This window comes from Nannocystis punicea, from assembly GCF_026965555.1.
In the GTDB taxonomy this organism is placed as follows: Bacteria; Myxococcota_A; Polyangia; order Nannocystales; family Nannocystaceae; genus Nannocystis; species Nannocystis punicea.
Genome location: NZ_CP114040.1, coordinates 5,450,532 through 5,476,249, shown reverse-complemented (window position 1 = coordinate 5,476,249; position 25,718 = coordinate 5,450,532). Strand labels below are relative to the sequence as shown.

At 73.5% G+C, this 25,718-nt stretch carries 18 protein-coding genes; 6 read left to right on the top strand and 12 right to left on the bottom strand.

Going from position 1 to position 25,718, the window contains the following annotated elements; all coding sequences use genetic code 11:
- Window positions 1–239 precede the first annotated feature (239 nt).
- Together O0S08_RS21145 and O0S08_RS21140 are read left to right on the top strand one after the other, a co-directional pair.
- Window positions 240–1,820: a VanW family protein gene (locus tag O0S08_RS21145; RefSeq protein ID WP_269041008.1), complete on the top strand. Its 1,581-nt coding sequence runs from the start codon at window positions 240–242 to the stop codon at window positions 1,818–1,820.
- A gap of 537 nt (window positions 1,821–2,357) precedes the next feature.
- Complete coding sequence (locus O0S08_RS21140) at window positions 2,358–3,176, top strand: SPOR domain-containing protein (RefSeq protein ID WP_269041007.1); 819 nt, start codon at window positions 2,358–2,360, stop codon at window positions 3,174–3,176.
- A 381-nt stretch (window positions 3,177–3,557) separates the two neighbouring features.
- Here O0S08_RS21140 and O0S08_RS21135 read toward each other — a convergent pair whose 3' ends face one another.
- The 7 genes from O0S08_RS21135 to O0S08_RS21105 all read right to left on the bottom strand — a co-directional run bounded on the left by O0S08_RS21135 (window position 3,558) and on the right by O0S08_RS21105 (window position 12,985).
- A complete protein-coding gene (locus tag O0S08_RS21135) occupies window positions 3,558–5,369 on the bottom strand; it encodes a hypothetical protein (protein WP_269041006.1) in 1,812 nt (603 codons plus the stop codon).
- A gap of 10 nt (window positions 5,370–5,379) precedes the next feature.
- Window positions 5,380–6,783, bottom strand: coding sequence for a glycosyltransferase family 2 protein (locus O0S08_RS21130; RefSeq protein WP_269041005.1), 1,404 nt, complete (start codon window positions 6,781–6,783; stop codon window positions 5,380–5,382).
- A 1,077-nt stretch (window positions 6,784–7,860) separates the two neighbouring features.
- Window positions 7,861–9,105, bottom strand: coding sequence for an aminofutalosine synthase MqnE (gene mqnE, locus O0S08_RS21125; RefSeq protein ID WP_269041004.1), 1,245 nt, complete (start codon window positions 9,103–9,105; stop codon window positions 7,861–7,863).
- On the bottom strand, window positions 9,102–9,662 hold the full coding sequence (locus O0S08_RS21120; protein ID WP_269041003.1) for a hypothetical protein: 561 nt from the start codon (window positions 9,660–9,662) through the stop codon (window positions 9,102–9,104). Before O0S08_RS21120 ends, mqnE begins: the two co-directional genes overlap by 4 nt.
- Before the next feature lie 458 nt (window positions 9,663–10,120).
- Entirely contained in the window at window positions 10,121–10,945 is an 825-nt protein-coding gene (locus O0S08_RS21115) for a UbiX family flavin prenyltransferase (protein ID WP_269041002.1), read from the bottom strand.
- Between the two features lie 145 nt (window positions 10,946–11,090).
- Window positions 11,091–11,858 carry a ubiquinone/menaquinone biosynthesis methyltransferase gene (locus O0S08_RS21110; RefSeq protein WP_269041001.1) on the bottom strand — a complete coding sequence of 256 codons (768 nt, stop codon included), beginning with the start codon at window positions 11,856–11,858 and terminating at the stop codon, window positions 11,091–11,093.
- 107 nt (window positions 11,859–11,965) lie between these two features.
- On the bottom strand, window positions 11,966–12,985 hold the full coding sequence (locus O0S08_RS21105) for a polyprenyl synthetase family protein (protein WP_269041000.1): 1,020 nt from the start codon (window positions 12,983–12,985) through the stop codon (window positions 11,966–11,968).
- Between the two features lie 313 nt (window positions 12,986–13,298).
- Between O0S08_RS21105 and O0S08_RS21100 the strand changes: the two genes are divergently transcribed.
- Window positions 13,299–14,819, top strand: a complete 1,521-nt coding sequence (locus O0S08_RS21100) for a S1C family serine protease (protein ID WP_269040999.1) — start codon at window positions 13,299–13,301, stop codon at window positions 14,817–14,819.
- Window positions 14,820–15,237: 418 nt separating this feature from the next.
- Here O0S08_RS21100 and O0S08_RS21095 read toward each other — a convergent pair whose 3' ends face one another.
- The gene (locus O0S08_RS21095; RefSeq protein ID WP_269040998.1) at window positions 15,238–16,983 is read right to left on the bottom strand and encodes a DUF6178 family protein; all 1,746 of its coding nucleotides are present in this window, start codon (window positions 16,981–16,983) and stop codon (window positions 15,238–15,240) included.
- Between the two features lie 29 nt (window positions 16,984–17,012).
- On the opposite strand from O0S08_RS21095, the gene tilS reads away from it, so the two are divergent.
- From tilS to O0S08_RS21080, 3 genes are all read left to right on the top strand, one after another.
- On the top strand, window positions 17,013–18,041 hold the full coding sequence (gene tilS / locus O0S08_RS21090; protein WP_269040997.1) for a tRNA lysidine(34) synthetase TilS: 1,029 nt from the start codon (window positions 17,013–17,015) through the stop codon (window positions 18,039–18,041).
- 130 nt (window positions 18,042–18,171) lie between these two features.
- Window positions 18,172–20,091, top strand: a complete 1,920-nt coding sequence (gene ftsH, locus O0S08_RS21085; RefSeq protein WP_276082612.1) for an ATP-dependent zinc metalloprotease FtsH — start codon at window positions 18,172–18,174, stop codon at window positions 20,089–20,091.
- A 178-nt stretch (window positions 20,092–20,269) separates the two neighbouring features.
- Window positions 20,270–21,355 carry a hypothetical protein gene (locus O0S08_RS21080; protein WP_269040996.1) on the top strand — a complete coding sequence of 362 codons (1,086 nt, stop codon included), beginning with the start codon at window positions 20,270–20,272 and terminating at the stop codon, window positions 21,353–21,355.
- Window positions 21,356–21,444: 89 nt separating this feature from the next.
- Here the strand turns inward: O0S08_RS21080 and O0S08_RS21075 are convergent, their stop codons facing one another.
- The 4 genes from O0S08_RS21075 to O0S08_RS21060 all read right to left on the bottom strand — a co-directional run bounded on the left by O0S08_RS21075 (window position 21,445) and on the right by O0S08_RS21060 (window position 25,697).
- Window positions 21,445–21,798 (bottom strand): hypothetical protein, encoded by a 354-nt coding sequence (locus O0S08_RS21075; RefSeq protein WP_269040995.1) that lies wholly within the window; start codon window positions 21,796–21,798, stop codon window positions 21,445–21,447.
- A gap of 7 nt (window positions 21,799–21,805) precedes the next feature.
- Window positions 21,806–22,225, bottom strand: coding sequence for a hypothetical protein (locus tag O0S08_RS21070; protein WP_269040994.1), 420 nt, complete (start codon window positions 22,223–22,225; stop codon window positions 21,806–21,808).
- 164 nt (window positions 22,226–22,389) lie between these two features.
- On the bottom strand, window positions 22,390–24,333 hold the full coding sequence (locus O0S08_RS21065) for a hypothetical protein (RefSeq protein WP_269040993.1): 1,944 nt from the start codon (window positions 24,331–24,333) through the stop codon (window positions 22,390–22,392).
- Window positions 24,334–24,464: 131 nt separating this feature from the next.
- Window positions 24,465–25,697, bottom strand: a complete 1,233-nt coding sequence (locus O0S08_RS21060) for an FHA domain-containing serine/threonine-protein kinase (protein ID WP_269040992.1) — start codon at window positions 25,695–25,697, stop codon at window positions 24,465–24,467.
- Window positions 25,698–25,718: the final 21 nt, after the last annotated feature.

The following is a 25,718-nucleotide window of genomic DNA, read 5'->3' as shown; positions in this document are numbered from 1 at the left end:
TTCAAAGCCTGGGTCCTGGGACGAGGCTCGGACGCGCGGGTCTGTTCGCCTACCTGGACGCGCGCACATCCGGCGTCGCGGCGCGGACGTGCAGACGGTCGGCGGCGAGTTCGCAGCCCGCGTCGTCACCGGATCACGCCCGGCGAGCAACTGCACCCCGACCTGCCGCGCCCGCAGGCGCCCCCGCGTTTTCGCCGTTTTTTGGACTTCCACGGCAGGCGTGCCTAGCGTCGCCGGGTATGTCGCAGCCAGCCCCGCGCGCCGCAGCGGCCGCACGCACGCTGGCCCCTCGCCGGGCCCAGCCGCGCACGCTCGCGCCGACCGCCGCGCCTGCGCCCTCGCTCCTCGACGCACCCGAGGCCGCGGCCGCGCCGGAGACCCTCCCGGCCGCGCGTCGGCGTCGGCTCGGCGTCCTGCCGATCCTCGAGTCCACCGCCATGGCCATCGGCCTCGCCGCCGTCGCCGCCGCCCTGTGGCAGGACCTCGCGGCCGCGCGCGACCAGGACCGCGTCGTCGCGGGCGTACGCCTCGGCGGCCACGACGTCGGCGGCCTGACCGCGACCGAGCTGCCGGCGATCGCCGAGACCGCCGTCCTCACCGCCCTCGACCGCAAGCTCGTGCTCGCCGCCCCCGGCGTCGAGGTCGAGACCACCGCCCGCGCCCTCGGGGCCGTCCCCGCCCCGGAGAACGCGATCGCGGCCGCCCTGCGCGTCGGTCACAGCGGCGACCTGCTCGCCGACTTGCGCGCCCGCGACCGGGCCCTGCGCGGCGAGGTCGACCTCGCCCCCGGCTTCCGCTTCAACGAGGACGTCGCGCTCGAGCAGCTGCTCGCCCTCGCGCCCAAGGTCGAGCGGCCCAGCCTCGCCACCCGCTTCGACATGGACAACCGGCGCGTCCTGCCGGCCCAGCGCGGCACCCGGCTCTCGGCCTTCGACTCGCTGTCGGCCGTGGCCGTCGGCCTGGCCTCCGGGACAGGCCGAATCGACCTGGTCACACAGCCAGGTCCCGAAGTACCTGACCCTTGGGCCAGCATCGCCGACGGCCTCGACATCGGCGTCGTCCTCGCCGCCTTCGAGACCCCGTACTCGACCGAGGCCGCCTACGCCGACCGCGCCTACAACCTCAAGATCGGCGCCGCCCCGCTCGACGGCTACGTCCTGATGCCGGGCGCCACCATGTCGTTCAACCAGGTCGTCGGCGATCGCACCGGCGAGGCCGGCTATCGCTTCGCCGCCGGGATCGCCGACGGCGAGCTGATCGACACCGTCGGCGGCGGGATCTGCCAGATCAGCTCCACCCTCTACGGCGCCGCCTTCTTCTCCGGCCTCGACCTCGTGCACAGCCGGCCGCACAGCCGGCCGAGCGCCTACGTCGACATGGGCCTCGACTCGACCGTGGTCTACGGCCACGTCGACATGAAGCTCAAGAACTCGTTCGACTTCCCGGTCGTGTTCCACACCCGGGTCGCCGCCGGCAAGGTGCGCGTCGAGGTCCTCGGCGCGCGCAAGGTGTTCGACGAGGTCGCCTTCGAGCGGCGCGTGCAGGAGGTCCTGCCGTTCAACACCATCGTCCGCAACGACTCCAGCCTGGCCACCGGCGCCGAGACCGTGTCGCAACGCGGCATGCGGGGCTTCAAGGTCGCCCGCACGCGCAAGCTCTACCAGGGCGGCGAGGTGGCCAGGACCGAGTCCTGGGACCTCTTCTACCCGCCCACCACCGAGATCCTCCGCCGCGGCACCAACCCCCGCGGAGAGCGGCCCGAGGGCAAGAAGCTGCAGCCCCTGCGCGACCCGGCCCGCGAGCTGCGGCTCGTCCAGTAGCTGCCCTCGATCGCACCTGTCTCTTCAGGCAGACAACGCCATCCGCTCCCGACCGCGCGCTCCTGGCCAGGCCGCGTCGGCGACCTGCTCGGGGCGGACGATGAAGTGCCCGCTCCGCGACTCGCCCGCCGCGGACCCCGCCACGCCGGCGCCCTCACACTCCGTCGGCGACCTGCCCAGGTCGGACGAGGCCGGACTCGTGCTGCCGCCACGCGACCAGCATCGCCTCGCTACCGACTCCCCGTGGGCTCTCGGAAGTTGCGTCGCAATCGCCCCTCGTGGGCAGACAGCGCGACGGACGACGGGCCCACGCGCGGACAGTGGCCCACCCGCCGCAGCACGACTCGACCACGCCGCGGACGACAGGTGCGCCGCGCGGCGCCCGCGGCATCCGCGACTCGCCCCCCGACCTCGCGGCGATCGCGGCGCCGCGATCGGACGGGCGGCGGCGTCGGGACGGGAGGATCGTCGGGGCCGCCGAATTTTTTGTCCCACACCGGACCTGACCTACAAGGAGGCACTCGCCGGAGCCGCACCATGCCAGAGCTGACCGCCTCGAAGGAAAAGGTCGATTTCTCGCTCGACAACCGCCAGGTCTTCTTTTTGTTCTTCGGCCTGTCCGTGGTCGGATGCTTCGTATTCGCGCTCGGCGTGATGGTCGGGCGGCGCAACGAGGCCGGGCACACCAACGCCCAGGTCGTCGCGCAGAACGAGGCGCGGGCGGTGCTCGCCGACCCCGAGCCGCTGGTCGCCGACGCCGGTTACAGCTTCAAGGACGGCCTCCAGCACCCCGCCACCGAGGGCGTGCCGGAGACCCGCGATCCGGCGGTGCCGCCGCGCGACGAGGACGTCGTGCGCGCCGAGCGTGAGGCCGCGATGGGCGGCGTGCCCGGCAAGAACAAGAGGCCGAGCAAGAAGCCTATCCCCGCGCCGGGCAAGGAGCCCGCCATGGCCTCGGCGCCCAAGGTCCTGCCGCCGCTCGCCAGCGCCGAGCCCCCGGCCGCCCCGCTGCCCGCCGCCATCGTCGAGAAGGAGCCGGCCAAGGAGTCCGCCAAGGACAGCATCGTCGCCGCCGTCAAGGGCGACGCCTCCGTCAAGGGTGACGCCCCGGCGTCGAAGGGGAAGAAGGGCTTCGCGCTGCAGATGAAGGCGTTCGCCAGCCAGGACGAGGCCGCCAAGCTGGCCGACAAGCTGCGCCGCAACGGCCACGAGGTCCGCGTCGAGTCGGGCGAGACCGCCGGCCGCATGTGGCACCGCGTGCGGATCGGCGAGTTCAGCTCGTGGGACGCCGCCGTGGCCGCCAAGTTGGCGTTCGAGAAGCAAGAGTCGGTGATCGCCTACGTCGTCTCGCTGTGAGCGACGCGCGCCGACGCCGAAGGCCGCGCTCCCCCGGGAGTGCGGCCTTCGCCGCTTGGTCGAAAGGGCATGTCCACTCGGGCATGCCCTTTTAAACATGTCGTCTCGGGCATGTACCGAAGAGCATGCCCTCGGAGCCAGAACACTTGGCGACCGCCGCGCCCGCCAGCCGTCTCGCCCCGCCCACCCCATCCTCCTCGCAGTGGAGGGACAGGCCCTGCCCGAAGGGTGAGCCACGCGCTGCCGTCGACCAGCCGAACTGGCAGACCTCGTCCAGCAGCTCACCACCCGACTCGCGTCGCAGAAACTCCCCCGCTGCAGCTCCCTCGAACATGTCGAGCGAGGCGTGTTCCTGAAGACATTCCCGAAGAGCATGTTGGTTTAAAAATCCGCGACCGCGAACACCTCGCAGGGCGCGGTCCGGCACGCGAACAGCCGCGTGAACCGGTGCGGGCGCTCGCGCAACCATCGGGCCCGCGGCCCGCCGCGGTCGACCGCGATCACGCGTACCCGCTCGGCGATCAGCCACGCCTCGAGGTCCGGCCCGTCGACGACCTCAGGCGGCACGTACGCCACGCGGGCGCGCCCGTCCGGCCGCCACAGCAACCCGGGCACCTCCACGCTCTCGTCGTAGGCGAAGCACTCGCCCGACCCGACCCGCGCGCGCGCCTCGAGCCACGGTCGCGCCTGCCCGACCGAGGTCGCCGCCTCCGCCCGCTGCAGCGGCGTCGCGCCCCCGAGCTGCCAGATCGGCGGCCCCTCCGGCGTGAACCCGGGCGCCGCCAGCACCACCCCCGCGAGGGCCAGCGCTCCGATCGACGCGTCGACGATCGCCCGCGCCCGCCCGCTCCACCCCTCGCTGCCGGCCGCCAGCGCCACCAGCAACGCCCCCGGCACCGCCAGGGTGAAGCGCGGCCAGAACGCAGCCGGCGTCGCCAGGCTGACGATCGCCAACAACGCGATCGGCCCGCGCGCGGCACGGCCTGCCCCGAAAGACAGGCTGAAGATCGCCAGCGGCAGCAGCAAGTGGAGCGGCCCGTGCAGCCCCAGCCGCATGTCGTAGCCGTACGCGCCCGGCCCCGGCAGGGTCGTCCACGACGCCACCAGCCGGGCCCACCAGTCCAGCTCCGCGAAGCCCGGCGGCGTCAGCACCGCGAAGAACATCGTCGCAGTCACCGGCCCGGGCAGCGCCAGCGGGCCCGCCTGCAGCGCCACCGGCCAGACCGGATTGCCGTGGATCAGCCAACCCCGGACGTAGCTCTCGCCCCCGAGCACCAGCGCCGCGGCGACGGCCGCCAGCGCTTCTGTCCGCCGCGAACCGCTGCGGAGCCACAAGGTCACCGCCAGCAGCGCGAACGGCAGCGGCGCCGACGGCTTGCTGCCGAGCAGCAGCCCGAGCGACAGCGCCGCGCCGACCAGCCGCCCGCGATCGACCGGTCCAGTCACGAACACCACCGCCAGGATCGCCAGCCCCGCGTGAGCCACGTCGACGTACGCGTGCGCCAGCTGCAGCATCACCACCGGCGTCGCGCACCAGGCCAGCGCCAGCCCGGCCGCGCGACCCGGCCTCACCCCTGCGCGCCCGGCCAGCGTCGCCAGGCCCGCCACCCCCGCGACCGCGAACGGCAGCTGCCCGAGGTCGACCAGCGACTCGTCCGCCAGCAGCAGCCGCCACAACGTGAACACCCGCTCGATCGCCTGCGGGTACGCGCGCGCGTAGGTCACGTGCGTCGGCACCTCGCGCACGCGGCCGGTCTGCAGCGCGTCGTGCACCGGCGGCAGGTGATACGCCAGCGCGTCCCAGCCCCACGACTCGAGCCACAGCGCCGCCAGCGACGCCAGCGCCACCGCCACGACCCCCGCGACGGCCGCCAGCGCCCACGGCCCGCGCAGCGCCGCCACCACCCCACGCCCGAGCGCGGCGCCGTCCTCGATCGCCGCCGCCAATCCGCGCGGCCGCGTCACCGCCGCGGCGAACAGGAGGCAGCCGACCAGCCCCATCGGCGCGGTCAGCCACCCGAGCGCCCCGAGCAGCTCGACCAGCCCGAAGGCCGCCGCCAGCGCGATCGTCAGGCCGAGGCACAGCCGCTCGCGCAGCGGCGCCGGGGCCGGCAGCAACATGGTCGAGAGGACATGTCCTCCGAGCCATAACGCTGCCGCCCCCACGGGCAGCCAGCCGACGACGGGCGGCACGGCGCGCCCGTCACCGCGTCAGCCACCGGCCGTTGCGCACGGTGACCAGCGACCAGGGGTAGATCCACTGCAGGCACAGGAACGCGAAGAACGCGTAGCCCACCCCGTACAGGAAGTCGGTGCTGCGCTCGGACCGCAGCGTGTAGAGCGACTGCACCAGCGCGAACACGGAGATCGTCGCGACCAGGCGGAGGATGTCGAGCGGCGCCGCCAGCAAGTGCGTCACGGTCAGCGCGACCGCCAGGCACGCGAGCGGCACCTGACCCAGCTCGAGCAGGATGTCGAGCGTCGGCCACCAGCGGTCCTCGCGGCGCCAGCGGGTCGCCAGCAGCGGCAGCAGCGTCAACCCCTCGCGCAGGTTGCCCCGCTCCCATCGCAGGTACATCCGCGTCAGCCCGGCGTAGTGCGTCGGCACCAGGGTGTGCACGATCGCCGTCGACTGATAGACCGCGCGGTGACCGGTGCGCAGCAGCCAGGTGGTCAGCGCCCGGTCCTCGCCGATCGTGCACGGCTCGCCGAGGAAGGTCTGGGTCGCCCAGCGATCGAGCACCGCCATCACCGCCGAGCGGCGATAGGCCGTGAGCGCGCCCGGGCAGCACAGCACCGCGCCGAAGCGCGACTGCGCGGCGCGCCCGAGGTCGAACGCGAGGAAGAACCGGATCGCCAGCAGGCGGGTGATGAGCCCGCTGTAGCGGTTGAGCACCAGCACCTTGCCGGCGACCGCCGCGACCCGCGGGTCGGCCATGATCGGCGCCACGATCTGGCGCAGCGCGTCGGGGTCGAGGCGCGAGTCGGAGTCGACGGAGACCACGACCTCGCCCGTGGCCGCCGAGAAGCCCGCGCGCAGGGCCTCGCGCTTGCCGCCGTTCTTCGGCATCCGGATCGCGCGCACCACGTCCGGGTGCTCGCGCGCGATCCGCTGGATGTGCGACCACGTGTCGTCGGTCGAGCCGTCGTCGATGGCGAGGACCTCGAGCCGGTCGCGCGGGTAGTCGCCGACGAGGATCGACCCGAGCGCGACCCCCACCATCGGCCCCTCGTTGTACGCCGGCACGATCACCGTGCAGCGCGGCAGGCCCTCGCGCGGCGCCGGCGTCGGCCGGTACAGCAGCGAGAACATCAGGGTCAGCGCCGCGTGGCCGAGCAGCAGCGCCCCGCTGATGAGGAGCACCGAGCGCAGCACCGGCAGCGCCACCAGCTCGTCGAACTCGACGAGGAAGGGCGACAGGCCGAAGTGCAGCGGCACGGCGATGAGCCCGGCGAGGGCGCAGACGATGGCCAGCTTGAGCAGCGGATCGATGGGCCCGGGCCGCCCTCGCCCGGCCTCGGGCACTGCGCGGCCGAGCAGCGACTGCAGCCGCGCGGTCACCTGATTGCGGGCCGCTTCCGGCCGTCTCGTCGTTTGGCGATGCATCGATGAAATCTCCGTCGTGGAATGCGAATGCGAATGCGTGGAGTGCGAGGCGGCGACGCGCGGCATCCGCCGGATGCGCGGCGCCCGCACCGATCGCGGCACGGCCGCTCGGCCGCGGAACGGCGTACCGGCGGGTATAGCGGCCGATTCCATCTTTCTCGAAAGAATTTACCGCGACGATATGCCGCGAGCGCTGCCACGAATGATCGCAATCACGGCGGCGAATGCGTGCACCACCGGACTGAGCCGCAGTGAATGCGTCAATGCCCTGCGCCAGGGCCGACGGCGCGCTCGCCGGCACGCTACGATGAATGTCTTTCACGCCCCAGCGCTGGCCCGCCGAACTCGATTTCGTCGACTTTCTGCAATCGACGAATCGTCATTCCGCCGATCGAGGGCGCCAGCCTCGCCGACCTCCGGCGCTCGCCCAGGCGCTGAACGAAGGTGTTTACGGGCAATCCGAGGAATGCGAGGACTCCGCCGATTCCGGCGAGCCGTGCGCTCGGCGCTGGCATCGCCCGCCGGGCTCCGGCGCCGAACTCGACTCCCCGCATTACCCGGATGCCTCCACGCCGACCAGGCGCCCGATGCGTCGCGCCAGGCGACCCGCAGCGCGACAGCGCGTCCTGGTCACGCGACCCGCAGCGCGACAGCGCGTCCTCGTCACGCGGCCCGCAGCGCGACAGCGCGTCCTCGTCACGCGGCCCGCAGCGTGACAGCGCGTCCTCGTCATGCGGCCCGCAGCACGACAGCGCGTCCTCGTCACGCGACCCGCAGCGCGACAGCGCGTCCTCGTCACGCGACCGCAGCGCGCCAGCGCGTCCTCGTCACGCGACCGCAGCGCGCCAGCGCGTCCTCGTCATGCGGCCCGCAGCGCGCCAGCGCGTCCTCGTCACGCGGCCCGCAGCGCCCGGCGCGTCCTCGTCACGCGACCCGCGACGCGCCAGCGCGTCCTCGAGACGCGGCCCGCAGCGCGCCAGCGCGTACCTGGTCACGCTCTACAGGCCCCCGCTCTCCCGGCCCATCCTCCACGACGCAGCCCAGCGTGCCGCCGAGCGAGGCCCGCGAGGCCCCGCCTCAGCGCACCACGGGCAGCTGCACGCGGCTGGTGTGGCCCGAGAACGGCACGCTCGCGTCCATCCGGATCTCCGGCAGCGGCGCGCCGTCGTCGACCCAGCGCACCCCGTAGAGCGTGTCGCGTTCGACGGCCACGCGGCCCGCCTCGCGGATCAGCCGGACCAGCTCGGCGCGGGCCAGGGCCATCGGCGTGTCGGCGCCGGCCATGTGATAAATTTTCTCTTCCTGCACCGTGCCGTCGAGGTCGTCGACGCCGAAGCTGAGCGCGATCTGGGCCGTCTTGACCCCGATCATCACCCAGTAGGCCTTGATGTGCGGGATGTTGTGCAGCATCAGGCGGCCGACCGCGTAGGTGCGCAGGTCGTCGACGCCGGTCGGCTCGGGCAGCTTGCGGAAGTCGTTGTGCTCGTTGTGGAAGGCCAGCGGGATGAAGGTCTGGAACCCGCCCGTCTCGGCCTGCAGCTCGCGCAGCGCCAGCATGTGCTCGACGCGCTCCTCGAGCGTCTCGACGGTCCCGTAGAGCATCGTGCAGTTGGTGCGCAGGCCGAGGCGGTGGGCCGTGCGATGGACCTCGAGCCACTGGCGCGCGTCGGCCTTGTCGCGGCAGATCTTGCGACGCACGCGGTCGGCGAAGATCTCGGCGCCGCCGCCCGGCATGCTGCCGAGGCCCGCCTCGATCAGCGCGCGCAGCACCTGCTCGTAGGTCATCCCGTACTTCTCGGCGAAGTAGTGGATCTCGACCGCCGTGTACGCCTTCAGGTGCACGTCCGGGCGCAGCTCCTTGAGCCCGCGCAGGATGTCCGTGTAGTACGAGAACGGCACCCCCGGGTGGAGGCCGTTGACCAGGTGGACCTCGGTGATCGGCTGGTGCGCCCGCTCGATCACCTTCTGCCGCACCTGCTCGACCGTCATCGTGTACGCCTGCGGCATATCCGGGGTCAGCCGCGCGAACGAGCAGAACTTGCAGTCCGCCTCGCACACGTTGGTCGGGTTGATGTGCAGGTTGACGTTGAAGTAGGTGCGGTCGCCGTGGAGCCGCTCGCGGACCTCGTTGGCCAGCGCGCCGAGGGCCAGCAGGTCGCGGTGGCGGTACAGCGCCACCCCGTCGTCGCGGTCGAGCGGCACCCCGGCGCGCACCTTGGCCGCGATCTCGGCGAAGCCGCGCTCGCCGGTGTGGACCGCCGGCGCGGCGACGACGTCGGAGGCGTGATCGGCGGCGGACGGACGGACGGCGGTTTCGCTCATGGCAATGTCTCCGAGGTCATGTCGTCAAGGACAGGTTCGAGCCCGGCCCGCTCGATCAGCGCGGCCAGGCCGGCTGGGGTCGCCTCGTCGGGCCGCGGCACGCCCGCCAGCGGCAGCTTGCGGGTCGCCGCCAGCGGGCCGGCCAGAGTGTCGGCGCCGAAGCCGAGCGCCACCTGGGCCAGGCGGATGCCCAGGAGGTCGTGCCGGGCCTCCACGCGCACCCGCCCCGGCAGGGCGATGCGGGCCGCCGCGATCAGGTGCAGGCGCATCAGCCCGCCCGCCAGGGCGCAGAACGGCGCCACCGCCAGCCCTTCGGGCGCCTCTGCGGCCAGGCGGCTCAGGTACGCGAAGTAAGCGGCGAGCCGCGCGCGGTCGACCTGCAACACGAGGCGATCGCCGGCCCGCAGCGCGCCCGGTTCAGGCCAGCCCGGGTCGCCGCTCGCGTCGCCGGCGGCACGCGTGCCGGTCGTCTCGGCCCCCGCGCTCGCGGCACCGTGATCTCCCTGAAAGTTCCTGTCCTGCAGGCCCTGTCCGTTCGCGCCTGTCGCTTCGGACATGGCGCTTGCGCCCTGCCCGCTCGCGCCTGTCGCTTCGGACATGGCGCTTGCGCCCTGTCTGTTCGCGCCTGTCGCTTCGGACATGGCGCTTGCGCCCTGTCTGTTCGCGCCTGTCGCTTCGGACATGGCGCTTGCGCCCTGTCTGTTCGCGCCTGTCGCTTCGGACATGGCGCTTGCGCCCTGCCCGTTCGCACCGGGCCCCATGGACATGCCCGCATCGCCCTGCCCCGAAGACCCTGCCCCGACGGCCATGGCCCGCGAGACATGCTCTTCGGACCAGCTCGCCGGATCGACCAGCGCCGGCGCCCCCGCGCGCAGCAGGGCCGCGACGGCCGGCGGCGGGTGCGGCGGCGCGCCGCGGACGAGGACGCGGCGGCCGAAGTGGGCCGCGCGGGCGGCCTGGGCGCGCGAGCCGGCCTCGGCCGGCAGGTCGAACAGGCGCGCGAGCTCGGCGGGCGTCATGGGCTCTCCGGGGCGCCCCAGCGGCGGGTCAACGCGACGTGGAGCCCGACGTGGTCGAGGGCGCGGGCGACCACGGTGTCGACCGCGTCGTCGAGGGTGCGGATCGAGCCGTAGAAGGAAGGGACCGCGGGCAGGACGACCGCGCCGGCCTCGGTCGCCGCGACCATGTTGCGCAGGTGCACCAGGCTCAGCGGCGTCTCGCGCACGACCAGGACCAGGCGCCGCCGCTCCTTGAGCGCGACCTCGCAGGCGCGCGCCGCCAGGTCGTCGCCGCCGCCGTGGGCCACCCGGCTCAGCGCGCTCATCGAGCACGGCATCACCAGCACCGCGTCGGGGGCGTTGCTACCGGACGCGAACGGGGCGGAGAAGTCCTGCCGGTCCCAGCGGCGGATCTGGCTGACCATCCGCTCGGACTCGGCCCCGCGCCCGCGCAGCGTCTGCGCGACCGACGGGCTCGGCAGCCGGCCCCCGAGCACGTTCGAGCCGAACACCTCGGTCGCCGGGCTGGCCCGCGACGCGCCCGACTCTCGCCTCGCGGCCGCCGCGCTCGGGAGCGCCGGCGGGCGCCCGACCGCGTCCTCCTCGACGGGCTCGCCGGTCGCGACCGCGAGCGCCGGCGCCCCGATCTCCGACGGCATCGGCTCGCCGAGCTCCGTCAGCCACACCTGCGGCGCGGTCGCCGACGCCACCCAGTCGACCTGCAGGTCCTTGTGGGCAGGTTCGTTCGGCCATGTCCCTGCGCACAGGTCCGCGAGGACATGCAACATCCGGCGGGCGTAGATCGCCCCGCTCGCACCCGTGACGATCACGACCAGCTTCACGCGCCACCTCCCACGGGCCCCGAGCCCGAGACAACGCCTCCGAGCCGCGGTGGACGCGGCGCGCACGCAGCAGGCCACGCCGCCGTTTCGCCCGACCTCGCGGCCGGGCGGCGCATCACCGGCACGCCCGGGCGCCGTGCCGCGTTCACGCCCCACCTCGCGGCCGCTCGGCGCGGACGATCCCGGCCACCCCGCCGAACAGGCGCTCGCGGCCGATCACCCGCAGACCGGCGCGCTCGAGCAGCGCGCAGTAGTCCTCGATCGTCACGAAGGCGCCGATGCTGCGCGGCAGGTAGAGATACGCCCCGAGGTTGCCGGTCGCCGCCCAGCCGACCACCGGCAGCACGGTGCGGTTGTAGCAGGCGTGGAACGCCCGCGAGAACAGCCCGCGCGGGCGGAAGAACTCGAGCACCGTCAGCCGACCGCCGGGCCGCAGCACCCGCAGCTGCTCGCGCGTGGCGGCCTCGAGGTCGCTGAGGTTGCGGGCCCCGAACGCGCAGAACACCGCGTCGAACGTCGCGTCGGGCTCCGGCAGCGCGTGCGCGTCCATCTGGCGGGCGACGATCCGCGCCCGCGCCGCGCCCTGCAGCTTGGCCTCGCCGACGGCGAGCATCCCGGCCGAGAAGTCGCCGCCGACGATGTCGGCCTCCGGGTAGCGGCGGTGCAGCTCGAGCGTCGAGTCGAGCGTGCCGGCGCACAGGTCGAGGATCCGCGGCCGCGCCCCGGCCTCGCCTGTCCCTTCGGGCAGCACCTCCGCGACCGCGCGGCGGCGCCACAGCGCGTCGATGCCGAGGCTCATCCACCGGTTGGCGCGGTCGTAGCCGCGGGCGATGTCGGTGAACATGCCTTGCACGCGGGTCCCGTGGGCGTCGATCGCGGCGACGGTCTCGGCGAGCGGGGCGGGCTGGGTCATCGGGTCCTCGGGGCAGGTCGGTTCGGACAGGAACGTCGGGACAGGGCGGAAGCGACAGGTGCGAGCGAACAGGAACTTTGCGACATGTACGTTGCGACAGGCCCCGCTCAGCGGACCCGGCGCGACACGCTGCGCGCGAGCTCGACCAGGGCGTCGCGGGCCGCCGACGGCGGCAGCTCGGCCAGCTGGGCGACGGCGGTCTCGGCGTGGTCCTCGGCCGCGCGGGCGGCGAGCTCGACCCCGGGCGAGGCGGCGACGCGGGCGACGATCGCCTCGGCGGCCGCGGGATCGACCGGCGGCCCGTGGGCGAGCAGCTGCTGGACGGCGCGGCCGAGCCCCGGATCGCGCTCGCAGGCGAGGATCAGCGGCAAGGTCAGCTTGCCGTCGCGCAGGTCCTGCCCGCGCGCCTTGCCGGTGTCGTGGAGGGCGCCGGCGTAGTCGAGCACGTCGTCGGCGATCTGGAACGCGTAGCCGATCTCGAGCCCGTAGCGGTGCAGCCAGGCCGACCGCTCCGGCGCCGGCAGGCCGCCGACGCTGGCGCACCAGGCGATCAGCGCCGCCGTCTTGCGCTCGATGACGAGGTAGTAGCGGGCCTTGTCGAGCGCCGCGTCGCCGGCGATCTGCAGCTGCGCCACCTCGCCCTCGGCCATCCGCGTGACCGCGTCGGACAGCGTCTGCACCGCGTGCAGGCGGCCCGAGTAGGCGATCGCCTGCAGCCCGCGCGCGAGGCAGAAGTCGCCGGTCAGCACCGCCATGCCGTTGCCGTACTGGAGGCGCGCCGTTGGCCGCCCGCGGCGGAATTCGCCGGCGTCGATGACGTCGTCGTGGAGCAGCGTGGCCGTGTGCAGCAGCTCGCCGACGGCCGCGACCGTGATCCGCACCGGGTCGATGAAGCCCACCGCGCGCGCGGCCAGCAGCGTCACCAGCGGACGGAACCGCTTGCCGCCGGCGAACGCGAGCTGACCGCCGAGCTCGGGGATGATCGCGATCGACGACTGCAGCAGTTGCTCGAGCCGCGCCTCTACCTCGGTCAGCTCGCCGGCGACGAGGCCGACGGCCTGCTCGAGCGCCGTTCCTGGGGTAGCGGGCGAGGACTGCAGGGCTGCGTGCGTGGCCGGAGGTGTCATTGGCAGGCGGCGCGGCGCGGCGCCGCAGGTGCGAGAGGATGCCAGAAACGCGCGCGCGGCTCACCTCGCCGCGGCGCGCCCGGCGGCCATTTTCTCACGCGGGCGCGGTTCGGCCCGTCGCGCCCGAGTTTGGCGCAATTCGGGGCCAAGATCCGCGCCCGCGACGCCGTGCCGCGGACATCTGTCGGCCATCGCACTGCCGCCCGGCCGCGCCATGCACGATCCCCCGAGAACGATCGCCGCGCGCTCGCAGCGACGCCGCCCGCGGCGGCCGTTTGGGAATGCGGCGAGGACGCGCTAGGTTGTCCCGACGATGCCCACGATTGCCCCGGGACCCGAGCCGCGACCTGCGCGCGGTGAATCGCTGTGGATCGCCGCCGGAGCCGCGGTGCTCGGCGTGCTGCTCGGCGGGGTCGCGGTGCTGGTCGGGATCCAGACCGCCCCGCCGGTCGCCGCCCCGGCCCCGGTCGACGTCCCCGCGCCCGTCCCGGTGCCCGCCCTGCCGCCCGTCGCCCCGCCGGCCGTCTGCGATTGTCCCGAGGTCCGCGGCGACGGCGGCCCCAGCCTGGTCGACGCCGTCGAGCGCACACGCGACGCCGTCGTCACCCTCAGCGGCACCGACGCTCTCGGCGCCGGCGTCCTGGTCGATGAGACAGGTCTGGTCCTCACCAACTACCACGTGGTCGCCGGCCAGATCCGCGACCCGCGGCAGCGCGTGCTCGGCGGCGTGACCGACGCCTCGGCGGTCGCCCAGCCGATCCGCGCCCGCTTCGCCGACGGCCGCGAGCTGCCGGCCGAGCTGCTGGTCGCCGACCGCGACCGCGACATCGCCCTCCTCCGCCTGCGCCCGGCCGACAGCGCCGAGAAGTTCGCGTTCGCCTCGCGCGGCCGCTCGCACGAGCTCCGCGTCGGCGAGACCGTGTTCGCCGTCGGCAACCCGCTCGGCCTCGAGCACAGCGTGGCCCAGGGCATCGTCGCCGCGGTCGGCCGCACCGGCCTCCTGCGCAGCCGGCAGACCCCGCTCCTCCAGCTCGACGCCGCCATCAACCTCGGCAACTCGGGCGGCCCGATCTTCAACCTCCGCGGCCAGCTCGTCGGCATCACCACCGCCACGCTCGAGCGCGCCCAGGGCATCGCCTTCGCCATCCCCATCGATTACATCGCCGCCCTGCTCGAGGCCCTGCGCGCCGGCCACGGCGCGCGCTCCGGCCAGGTCGGCGCCGAGGTCGCCCCGCACGGCGAGCTCGACGACGCCGCCCGCGACCTCGGCTACCAGAACGGCCTCCGCGTCAGCCGCGTGCTGCCCGGCCGCCCCGCCGACGCCGCCGGCCTGCGCAAGGACGACCTGATCGTCGAGGCCCAGGGCCAGCGCTTCGACTCCTTCGGGACAGGTCCCGAAGCGCAGCTGCGCCTGGCCAACCACTTCGTCTCCACCGTGCGCGGCCTGTTGCCCGGCGAGGTCCTGAGCCTCACCGTCGTCCGCGGCAAGGACCGCCTGTCCTTCAACATCCCGGTCGCCCCCGCCCCGCCCGACCAGCAGGTCCTGATCGACGCCGACGCCCTGCTCGGCCTCCGCCTCGACGAGTCGCGGCGCGAGCCCATCGTCAAGGAGCTGCGCCCCGACGCCCCGATCTCGCGCTCCCGCGGCCGCGAGCTGCTGCGCAACGCTCGCGTGTCGGAGATCGCCGGCATCCCCGTCGACAGCCGCGACGACCTCGGCCCGCTGCTGACCGAGCTGCGCCAGATCGGCCGCTTCGCCGCCGTCCAGGTCGGCTTCGTCCTCGCCGACGGCCGCGCCCTGCGGGTCCGCGACTTCCCCGTCTCGCCCGACTGACGCCTGGCTGTCCGGGCATGTTCGAAGGGTCATGTCCTTTCGAACGTGCCCTCTCGAGCATGATCCCATGAACATGTCCTTCACCGCATGTTCCCGGGGACTCTTCGAGCACTACGTCGGGCGGTCCGAGCGCTGCACGTCGAGCCATCAGGGCCTAGACGCCGCGAGTGCGACCACGCCGGCGGCCTCCCCCGCAGCGCCCCGGCGCGTTCGTCCGCCTCACGGCCCTCGCACCGGAGCGGGCCGCTGTAGACCGCGCAACGGCCAACTCAGCCGCCGCGCACCCTACCGCCGCTGGCGTTGTGCGCCGCGCCTCAGGTCGCGCTGAGGCCCGTCTTGAACCCCACGCCGAGCCGCTGCCGGTGATTAACCGACCGCCGCGGCGCGGCCTACAGCCGCCAACGGCGGACCCCGCGCCTCAGGTCGCGCTGAGGCCCGTCTTCAGCCACACGCCGATCCGCTGCGGCGTGATCACCCCGCCTGCGCGCGTCAGATCGACCTCGCCCGCCTCGTCGCGCTCGAGCGCCCCGAGCTCGACCTCGAGCCGCAGCAGCACGGCGGACACGAACGCCTCCGCGTGCTGGGGCGCGCCGATGGCCAGGCAGCGCTTGCGCAGGTCGACGGCCAGCGCCGGGGCCAGGCGCCCGTTCACCAGCAGGTGATCGGCCGCCCAGGCCAGGTCGTCGGCGTCGACCGGGGCGAACGCCGCGGCTGTCTCTTCGGACATCCCCGGCAGCTGCCGGCGGAGCGCCGACGTGCGCACCAGGTCGCCGAGCGTCAGGCGATCCGGCTCGTCGACGCGGCTGACCCACTGCGGGTCGACCGCGTAGCCGCGGGGGTCGAACGTCAACGCCGCCAGCGCGCCGGCCTGGGCCAGCAGCTCGGTCGCGCGGGCCACGTCGCGCAGGCCCGCGATCGGCCGGAAGCCGGCGCCGGACGTCTCGATCGGCAGCTCGGGCAACCACCGCGACAGGCCCTCGAGCGCGGGGCCCCACGGGCGATCGAGCAGCGACCCGATCTTCGTCAACGACACCCGGCCCTCGCGGTGGAGCGCCAGCGCCGTCTTGCGCAGGGTCGCCAGCGGCCCGTAGCCGACGCGGAACACCCCGCGCAGGCCCAGCGCCGCGATCCTGCCGGCCAGGAACGCGTCGACCTCCGCCGGCGGCAGACCGAGGCCGACGAGCAGCACCTCGAGGCCGAGGCTGACCGTCGCCTCGGCCTGGTGGAACGCCCGCTCCTGCGCCTTCGCGTCGCCCGGCTCGCTGCGCTGGGCCGACATCAGCTCGTTGACCAGCAAGGTGAACTCGCGCGCCCGCACGCCCTGCTCGCCCGCAGCCAGGCCGCCGAGCACCCGGCGGAGCAGCCCCGCCGACGGCGACGGGAACGCCACCGGCAGCGCCTCGCCCTCGCGCGCGACCACGGTGGCCGCCGGCGGCGCCGCCACCTCGCGCGCCGACTTGGCGTCGAGCGGACGAAACAGCTTCATCGCCTCTTCCCAGTCGACGAAGCCGAGGTCGGCGAGGCGACCGCTGCGCCAGCGCAGCAAATCTTCCTCGATCTGGGCCGTCAGCGCCCCGCGCATCGACAGCGTCAGCTGCCGCCCCGTCTGCAGGTCGTCGGCGTAGACCCGCTCGAGCACGTGGATGACCATGTGTCCCAGCTCGTTGTCGGGCACCGCGACGATGAAGCCGCCCTCCGGCGTCTCGTACGAGTAAAGCTCGTCGACGGCCGCCAGCGCCTGCTCGCGCTGCTCGACGTCGTCGGGATCGAGCTCGTAGACCGCCGTCCCGGGCAGCAGCGCCATCGTCCACATCTCCGGGTCCATCTCGTCGATGAGCGTGCGCAGCTGCCCGCGCGGCTTGCCGGCCGCCACATACGCGTCGGCGATCGCCACCAGCCACCCTCGCGCCTTGTCGACCGCGATCCGATCGCGCGACCAGCCGTCGAGGTCGAGCAGCGCCGTCAATTGTTCGGGCGACGCGTGCGGCAGCACCAGGTCGAGGCGGTCCTCGTCGCGCAGCCCGCGGGCGATCTGCACGAACGCGGTCGGCGGGAGCCGCGGGACGAACTCGGCGAGGTCGTCGCGCTGCTCGAGCGCGAGCGGATCGCGCTGCACGCTGGCGATGTCTTGGCCGGCGCGGGAGAGCTCTGCGGGCGAGGTCATCGGCGGGAAGGTATCATCGCCGCACGCGAGTGCCACCCCGCCACCCGACCATCGCCAGCGCTCTCGGCCTGGTCCGCCGCAGCCTCCGCGCCGCCGGCTCACCGCGGCGGCTCCTCGTCGCCTGCTCCGGCGGCGCCGACTCGACCGCGCTCGTCGGCCTGCTCCACCTCCTCGCCCGCGACGAGGCGCTCGCGCTGATCGTCGCCCACGTCGACCACGGCTTGCGCCGCGAATCCGCCGACGAGGCCGCGGCGGTCGCGCGATCGGCCGCACAGCGCGGCCTTCCCTCGATCTCGACGCGCCTGTCCTTGACGCCAGGTTCGGGTCTGCCGGCGCGGGCCCGCGAGGCGCGACGGGCCGCATTGTGTGCGTTCGCATCGGCGCACGCGTGCGAGGCGATCGCGCTGGGTCACACGGCCACGGATCAGGCCGAGACCTTGCTCATGCACGCGGCCCGCGGCTGCGGCCTCGAGGGCTTGGCGGCGATGCGGCCGTGGGAAGCGCCGTGGCTGCGGCCGCTGCTGGAGCTGCCGCGCGCGGCCACCCGGGCGCTGTGCGAGCGCATGGACCTGCCCTACTTCGACGACCCCACCAACTTCGACGAGGAGCAGCCGCGCGTGCGGGTGCGCGAGCGCGTGCTGCCGGAGCTGCGGGCTTACAACCCCCGCGTCGAGGCGGCGCTCGTGTGTCTCGCCACACACGCGGGCGACGCGGAGGAGGCGCTCGCCGGCTGGGCGGAGCGCGAGGAGGCCGCGCGCCGGCGAGGCCCGGCCGCGTGCTGGTCGACCGACGACCTGCACCGCCTGCCGCGGGCGGTGCGGACCCGGCTCCTGCGCCGGATCTGCGACCTCGGGGGCGCCGACCTCCGGGCGCTGCGAGCGGCCGTGATCGAGGACATCGACCGCGCCGTGATGGCGCGCGCCGCAGCGCTCGGGGGCACGGAAGCGGTGCTCCGGCCCCATGTTTGGCACCTGCGTCCCGACCTGCGCGTGCGCCTGGACCGCCAAGGTCTCACGCTCGCGCGAGCCGCTCCCGGCGCGGAGATCCCGGGCTCGTAGCCGTGGTGCGCCGGCCCTGGCGGCGAGCAGAGCGGTGAACGTGCGCGATCCGGACCCCCGCGGCTGGCCGGGCGATCCGTCTTCCGCTATGCTCGCAAAGCTCCAGGCGCGGCTCTGGAACCTTCTCACCGTGAAACAGCAGACGAAGACCCTCCTGGTGTGGCTCGGCCTGATCGTAGGCGTGCTCGCGCTGGCCAACATGTTCAACACCAGCCACGAGGTGGTCAACATCTCGTACGCGAAGTTCGTCGAGACCGTCGACCGCGACTGGGGGTCGCTCAAGCACAGCTCGAACATGGTGATCGCGGTCCACCCGAGCTACGTCGACATCTCGTACGACCTCGACGGCAAGACCTACCAGGCCACCGGCCCCGTCGCCGAGAACCTGTACCAGAAGCTGAGCGAGAAGCAGATCGACTACCGCGTCGAGCCGGAGGAGGACAGCGCGCTGCTGCAGTTCGCGCTGATGTACCTCCCGCTGATCTTCATCGTCGTGCTGATGGTCGTGTTCATGCGCCAGATGCAGGCCGGCGGCGGGCGGGCGATGAACTTCGGCAAGAGCAAGGCGCGCCTGCTCAACGAGCACCAGAACAAGGTCACCTTCAAGGACGTCGCCGGCGTCGACGAGGCCCGCGAGGACGTCGAGGAGATCATCGACTTCCTCCGCGACACGCGGAAGTACCTGCGCGTCGGCGGCCGGATCCCCAAGGGCGTGCTGCTGATGGGCCCTCCGGGCACCGGCAAGACCCTGCTCGCCAAGGCCATCGCGGGCGAGGCCGGCGTCGCGTTCTTCAGCATCAGCGGCTCCGACTTCGTCGAGATGTTCGTCGGCGTCGGCGCCTCGCGCGTGCGCGACCTGTTCGAGCAGGGCAAGAAGAACGCCCCCTGCATCATCTTCATCGACGAGATCGACGCCGTCGGTCGCCACCGCGGCACCGGCCTCGGCGGCGGTCACGACGAGCGCGAGCAGACCTTGAACCAGCTGCTCGTCGAGATGGACGGCTTCGAGTCGAACGACGGCGTCATCCTCGTCGCCGCCACCAACCGCCCCGACGTCCTCGACCCCGCCCTGCTCCGCCCCGGCCGCTTCGACCGCCGGATCATCGTCGGTCTGCCCGACGTGCGCGGCCGCGAGGCGATCCTCAAGGTCCACACCCGCAAGGTCCCGGTCGACGACACCGTCGACGTCAGCCTGATCGCCCGCGGCACCCCCGGCTTCTCCGGCGCCGACCTCGAGAACCTCGTCAACGAGGCCGCGCTGATGGCCGCCCGCAACGGCCGCGACCGCGTCCACGAGGACGACTTCGACCGCGCCAAGGACAAGGTCCTGATGGGCTCCGAGCGCAAGAGCGCCATCATCTCCGAGAAGGAGCGCTGGACCACCGCGTGGCACGAGGCTGGCCACACCCTCGTGGCGATGAGCCTGCCCAAGGAGCACGTCGACCCGATCCACAAGGTCACGATCATCCCCCGCGGCCGCGCCCTCGGCGTCACCCAGCAGCTGCCCGAGGAGGACCGCTACAGCCTCGACCGCGAGCAGGCCCTGGCCCAGATCGCCATCCTCATGGCCGGCCGGATCGCCGAAGAGATCGCGTTCAACGGCCAGAAGACCACCGGCGCCAGCAACGACATCGAGCGCGCCACCGCCCTCGCCCGCAAGATGGTGTGCGAGTGGGGCATGAGCGACGAGCTCGGCCCGGTCGCCTACACCAAGGCCGAGAGCCAGCCCTTCCTCGGCCGCGAGATCCAGCAGTCGCCCAACTACTCGGAGTCGACCGCCCAGGCGATCGACCGCACGATCCACGACATCGTCACCCGCCAGTACACGCTCGCCAAGGAGCTCCTCACCACCAGGGCCGAAGCGCTCCAGCGCCTGGCCCGCGCCCTGTTCGAGCGCGAGGTGCTGTCGGCCGTCGAAGTCGCCACCGTCATCGATGGCCGCCCGCTGCCGCCGATCCGCGCCCGCAACAGCGCGCCGGTCCCCGCCAGCGAGCCGAGCCGCAAGCCGGCCCCTGTCCCCCCGGGCGGCCTGGTCGCCGAGCCGTCCTGATCGGCGTCGGCGCGTGAGACGGCCGGGCCCTGCGGGTCCGGCCGTTTTTACTGGGTCGAAGAGACATGCTCGATCGAGCATGTTTAAATCGACATGTCCGAAGCGACATCTCCGGTCGCTCTTCGATCTGCGAGCGCGGGTGTCGCCGCGCCCGCGCTCCGTGCTAGGATGTGTCTTGATGGTACGTAGGTCCGCGGGCGCGCTCCTGAGCCTCGTCGCCGGCGCTGCGCTCGGCGTCGCTTGCGGTCCCGACCGTCCACCGTGCGACGAGGCCGCCCTGGCGACGGCGGTGGCGCAGCTGGAGTCCACCGCGCCCCCGCAGCGCCCGGTCGAGGCCGCGCGCGCGATTCTTCGCGCTTGCCCGGCCCCCACCTCCCTGACCGTGACGTCGCACCTCGGCTTCCTCCGCGACCTCCAGCAGGACCCGCCGCGCATCTACCCGTTGCCCGCCGAGGACGCGGAGTTCGAGCGGCTGTGGCGCGAGGTGTGCCCGTCCGGCCGCGAGCTCGCGGCGCTGGGGCTGAGCCGAGAGCTCAAGGCGAAGCTGTACGAAGACTGCGACCTCGATCGACTCGCCGTCCTGACCGCGCACGAGGGCCGCATGGTCTCGGGCCACACGCTCATCACCTGGACGCTCTACCCCTGGCTGCGGGAATCGGGCGTGTCCGCCGACACCACGCGCGGATTGATGCGCGCCCTGCTGTCCTGGCCCGGCTGGTCGCTCGTCAAGGACATGCCGGCCGGCCTCGAGCTGCCGCGCGTCGCGGGCTCGCACGCCGTCTCGATCACCAGCGGCACGTTCGACTGGTACCTCCATGACGGGGAGATCCGCGCCGACGGGCAACTCGTCGCCGATGTCCGCGAACCGGGGTGGTGGAACAAGGTCGTCGACATGCTGGCGCAACCGGACTCGGTCGACGTGGCGCTGTTCGCCGACGCCTCGACCTCCGGGACCGTGCTCCTGCACATCGCGCGGGCGGTGGCGCTCGGCAACGACTCCCTGCGGCTCGTCGTCGCCACTGGCGACCTCTTTCAACCGTTCGCCGCCCTGCCCGTCACCTGGGCCGACACGTCCGATCCCGCCCTTCGCGTCCGGCCCGACGCCACAGTCGCCGAGGTCACCCGCGAAGTCTCCGCGCTCATGGGTTTGCCCTGCTGCGGCGAGGTGTCGCCGCTCGCTTGCCCGCGGCAATGCTCGCCCGAGCGCGTCCGCCTGATCACGGTCGAGGGCGCGAAGTACCCGACGCCCGGCGATCCCCCCTGAAGCCGCCCCACGCGAGCGGCGGTCTCCAGGGACATGTCCCTCAGAGCATGCTTTTTAACGCATGTTCTTGGAGACATGATCTTGTCCCCTCACTCCCGGAACGGCCGCCACAGCTGCCGCGCCTGGCCCTCGATCGTCTCGATCCGGCCGAAAATCTGTTCGAGCCGCGCGAAGAGGTCGTGGAACTGGAAGAAGAAGACCGCGTCCGACCGCGGGTTCGCGCAGGTCGTCGCCACCAGCTGGAGCTCGCAAGGCGCCGCGCCGCGCGCCAGTCGGACCGTCAGGTCCGGCTGATCGACGTCCACGGCCGCGAGCGCCTCCGCTGCGACCGGCGCGACGAACACGAAGGTGAAGCGCCTCGCCCAGCTGCCGTGCGCATCACCGACCCAGCGAGGCCACGGATTCAGGATGAGCGGCTCGCGCTCGTAGCCGTCCTCGCTCACGACGGGCTCAGCTCCCCGGCGCACGATCGGTCGGCCGCACCATCGCCGTCGCTACCACCGCCGCGAGCGTCAGCAACGCCCCTGCCGGCACCACGAGAATCGGCGGCCCCGGGTCGGTCGGCCCGTGGGTGAGCCCGCCGGCCATGAAACCCGCGCCGACGAGCAGCGCGCCGAGCAGCGCCGCCACGCGGATCTTCGCGGCCCACACCTCGGGGGTGGCGAGCTGTCCGATCGACCAGGCGATCGCCAGGTTGACCAGCGCGAGGATCCCGCCGTGCGCGTGGCCGAGGCGGAGGAACTCGCGTCGCAGCGGGTCGTCGACCCAGCCGCCCGCGCGCAGGCCGATCATCGCCTCGAGCCACAGTCCCGAGGCCAGGAAGATCGCCAGCAACGCGAGCGAGAGCCGGTGGTGCCGTTCGGCGCGCACGGGGCGAATCTAGCCCCAGGACCGCTCGCCCGCCAAATCTTCCGTCGCCGGGCCATGGACCGGCGCGCCGCCCCGTCGCGCCTCGCTCGCCGCAAACGAGTCCCGACTCTCTCCGAACCCCCGTGCGCGCGTCGGGCCGCGAACGCGCTACCCGGGTCGATTTCTCACTCGCCGATCCACAGCACCGTGCGCTCGCGCCTGGCCTCGAGGGCCTCGCGTTGCTCCGGCGTGAACGGCCCGCCGCCGAACGCCGCGCGCAGGGCGTCGGCGGCAAGGAGCCGGCGCTCGGCGTCGGCGTGCGGGTCGTAGGCGTCGACCTGCGCGAGCTGGTCCGGCTCCGCCAGCTGCCGCAGCGCTCGCCAGGCGAACCAGCGGACCGCGGGGTACTCGTCGTCGAGGGCGTCGGTGATCCAGGCCCGCCGCGGTCCCGCCGCGACCGGCACCTCGGGCCGCGTCAGCGCGTGGATCGCCAGCACCCGCTGCAGCGGATCGCCGCCGACCAGGTCTAGCTGCACGCGCGAGCCCCACGCCTCGTCGGGCGCCGCCGGCGGCAGCGGACCGGGCGCCGGGAACCCGAGCCGCGGCAGGGCCTCGGCGGCCCACGTCCGGCTGCGGTCGACGTGGCACTGTGTGCACGCGTCCGGCTGGTCGTGGCGCCCGACCCACGCCTGCGGCCGCGGCACCGCGATCCGGTGGCCGATCATCCCCTCGAGCAGGCCGTAGGTGATCCGCGGCGTGTGGCAGCCCTGGCACGTGACTGTTTCGCCATGTCCGCCGTGCAGTGTTCCTCCGGACAGGTCCTCGAGGACATGGCACGAAGTACACGCCCGCGAACCCGAGCGATCGGCCCGGACCTGCATGTCGGGGCGGTCGCCGTGCATCGCGTGGCAGTCGTCGCAGCCGAGCCCGCCCGAGCCGCCGTCCTGGTGGCAGGGCGACAGCAGCAGGCCCTGGTACTCGTAGGCCGACAGGCGCGGCGTCCCGTCGGGCCAGAAGCGCTCGGCGAACAGCGCCTCGCCGCCCACCGTCGCCTCGCGGAAGATCGGGCGCGACACCGCGGCGAGGTCGGTGCCGGGCAAGAACCCGTCGCCCTCGCGCAGCACCGCGGCGACGTCGGCGCTGATCCGGTTGCCGTGGCAGCGCCCGCACACCCCGCTCTCGTCGCGCGTCACCAGCCGCCCGGGGTGCGCGATCGATCCGTCCCCCGCCCCGCCGGCCAGCAGCCGCCGGAACGGATCTGCGTGCCGCTGCAGGTGCGCGCCCGCCGGCCCGTGGCAGGCCTCGCAGGCGATCCCGAGCTCGCCCACGGTGGTGTCGAAGCGCGGCGCATCACCTGTCTCTTGCGACATCCCCGGCCGCGGCTCGGTGTTGTGGCACAGCACGCAGTTGTCGTTCCAGCGGCTGAGGTGGCGCAGGTACGCCTCGGCGTCCCCGCGCGCGCCCTCCGGCTCGAGGAACGCCGCGTTCATCGGGATCCACCGCGCCGTGGCGACGTGCCAGGCCACCGGCAGGCGCCACACCTCGCCCGGTCCGCCGCCGCGGTCGAGCCGCGCCAGGTATTGCTGGTAGCGGTGGCTGCCGACGGTCATGACGACGTCGACGTCGAGCAGCGGCTCCCCCGCCTCGCGGCCCTCGTCGTCGAGCGGCGCCACGCGCACGTGCGGGCGACCCTCGGCGCTGCGCGTCATGGTCGCGCGGAAGCCGAGGTGGTCGACGTGCTCGCCGGCGAACGGCGCCAGCACGGCCTCGCCCTCGGCGCGCTGCGTCATCGTGCGGTGGTAGGTCGCCGACCAGCTGGCGTGCTGGGTCGGATGGCACGCGCGACACGCCTCGGAGCCGACCACGGCCGCGCCGCGGCGAGGCGCCGGTCCCCACGCGTCCGCCCGCGCGCCCGCCCACGCGAGCCCGGCCGCCGCCGCGAGCGTCCACGCCAGCGCCGGTCCGTACAGCAGCGCCCTGGCGAGGCGCCCGGCCGCCGGCGACACCAGGGGATCGACGTCCTGGCTGTCCGTCGGGACATGCCCCAAAGGACTGACCTGGTCGCCCGCGTTCCACGCCCCCCCGGTCCGCCGGTCCGTCAGGACATGCCCCAAAGGACCTGCGGCCACATCGCCCGCTTCCCGCGCCGCCCCGGACCCCCGGCTCTCCGAGACATGTCCCGAAGAACATCCTCCGCCCTCGCCCGCCGCGGCCCTCGCAACGCCTCCGTCGTCCGCGTCGCTCGCCATGACCTCGGGCCTCACGGCCCCGTGGTGGTGCACAGGCGGACGGCGATGTTGCGGTTGTAGAGCGTGAACACGGCGGTCTGGCCGCCCGGCGGGAACGGCATCGGCACGCCCGGCTGGAGCGCGCGGCCCTGGAACAGAGTGCCATTCTGGCTGTGCAGATCGGCGGCCCACACCCGCCCGCGGTGCAGGTACACGCACGCGTGCAGGCGGCTGAGCCGCGGCGAGCCGAGCACCACCTGGCACGACTCGTGACGCCCGAGCACCAGCGGCCCGTGGCGCACGTCGAAGCGCTGGCGCGACTCGCCGTCGATGATGATCTCGGCCATCGGGTGGGTCAGCGCCGGGAACAGCGGCGTCATGTCCGAAGGGTCAGGGATCTCCCACAGCCCGTCGGCCTTGGCCGCGCGCTCGAACTCCGTCGCCATCTCTTTCCCGCTGCCGAACCGCAGCCGCGGCTCCTTGGCCATCGCCTTGCGCATGAACGCGTCGAGGTTGGGCGACGGATACGTCGCCTTGGCCGCGGTGTCGCGGATCGCCCCGGAGCGCACGCGCTTGGGGATCTGCAGCTCCGGCACCGGCGACTCGAGGTGCTGCCGCAGCAGCTCGGGGATCGTGCGGCCCTCGAACGGCCGGCGCCCCGCCAGCAGCTCGAAGATGATGACCGCAACGGCGTAGCGGTCGGTCGCCGGACCGACGTGCTTGGTGTCGCGGCACTGCTCCGGGCTCATGTAGTGCGGCGTGCCGAACACCGAGCCGCTCGCGGTCGCGGTCTCCTGCGCCAGCCACTTGGCGATCCCGAGGTCGATGATCACCGGCTCCCAGCCGTCGACCGAGCTGCGCAGGAGCACGTTCTCGGGCTTGAGGTCGCGGTGGACCACGCCGAGGCCGTGGAGGTCGTCGAGGCCCTGGCCGACGCCGGCGAGCAGCCGGTGCACCGACCAACAATCACCGGGCCCGACCACCGCCGACGGCATGAGGCCGTCGACGAACTCCATCGCCATCCACGTGCGACCGAACTCGTCGAGGCCCCACTCCTCGACCTTGATGACGCCGGGGAAGTTGGCCCCCGCCATCAGCTCGGCCTCGCGTCGGAACCGGACCGCCGCCTGACTGCCCTCGTGCAGCTCGGCCCGCAGCCACTTGACCACGACCAGGCGGCGCTGCTGCACGTCGACGCACAGGTGCACGTCCCCCATCGACCCCTCGCCCAGCGGACGGATCTTGCGATAGGGACAGGACTGCATCGCCGGCGAGTCTATCAGGCC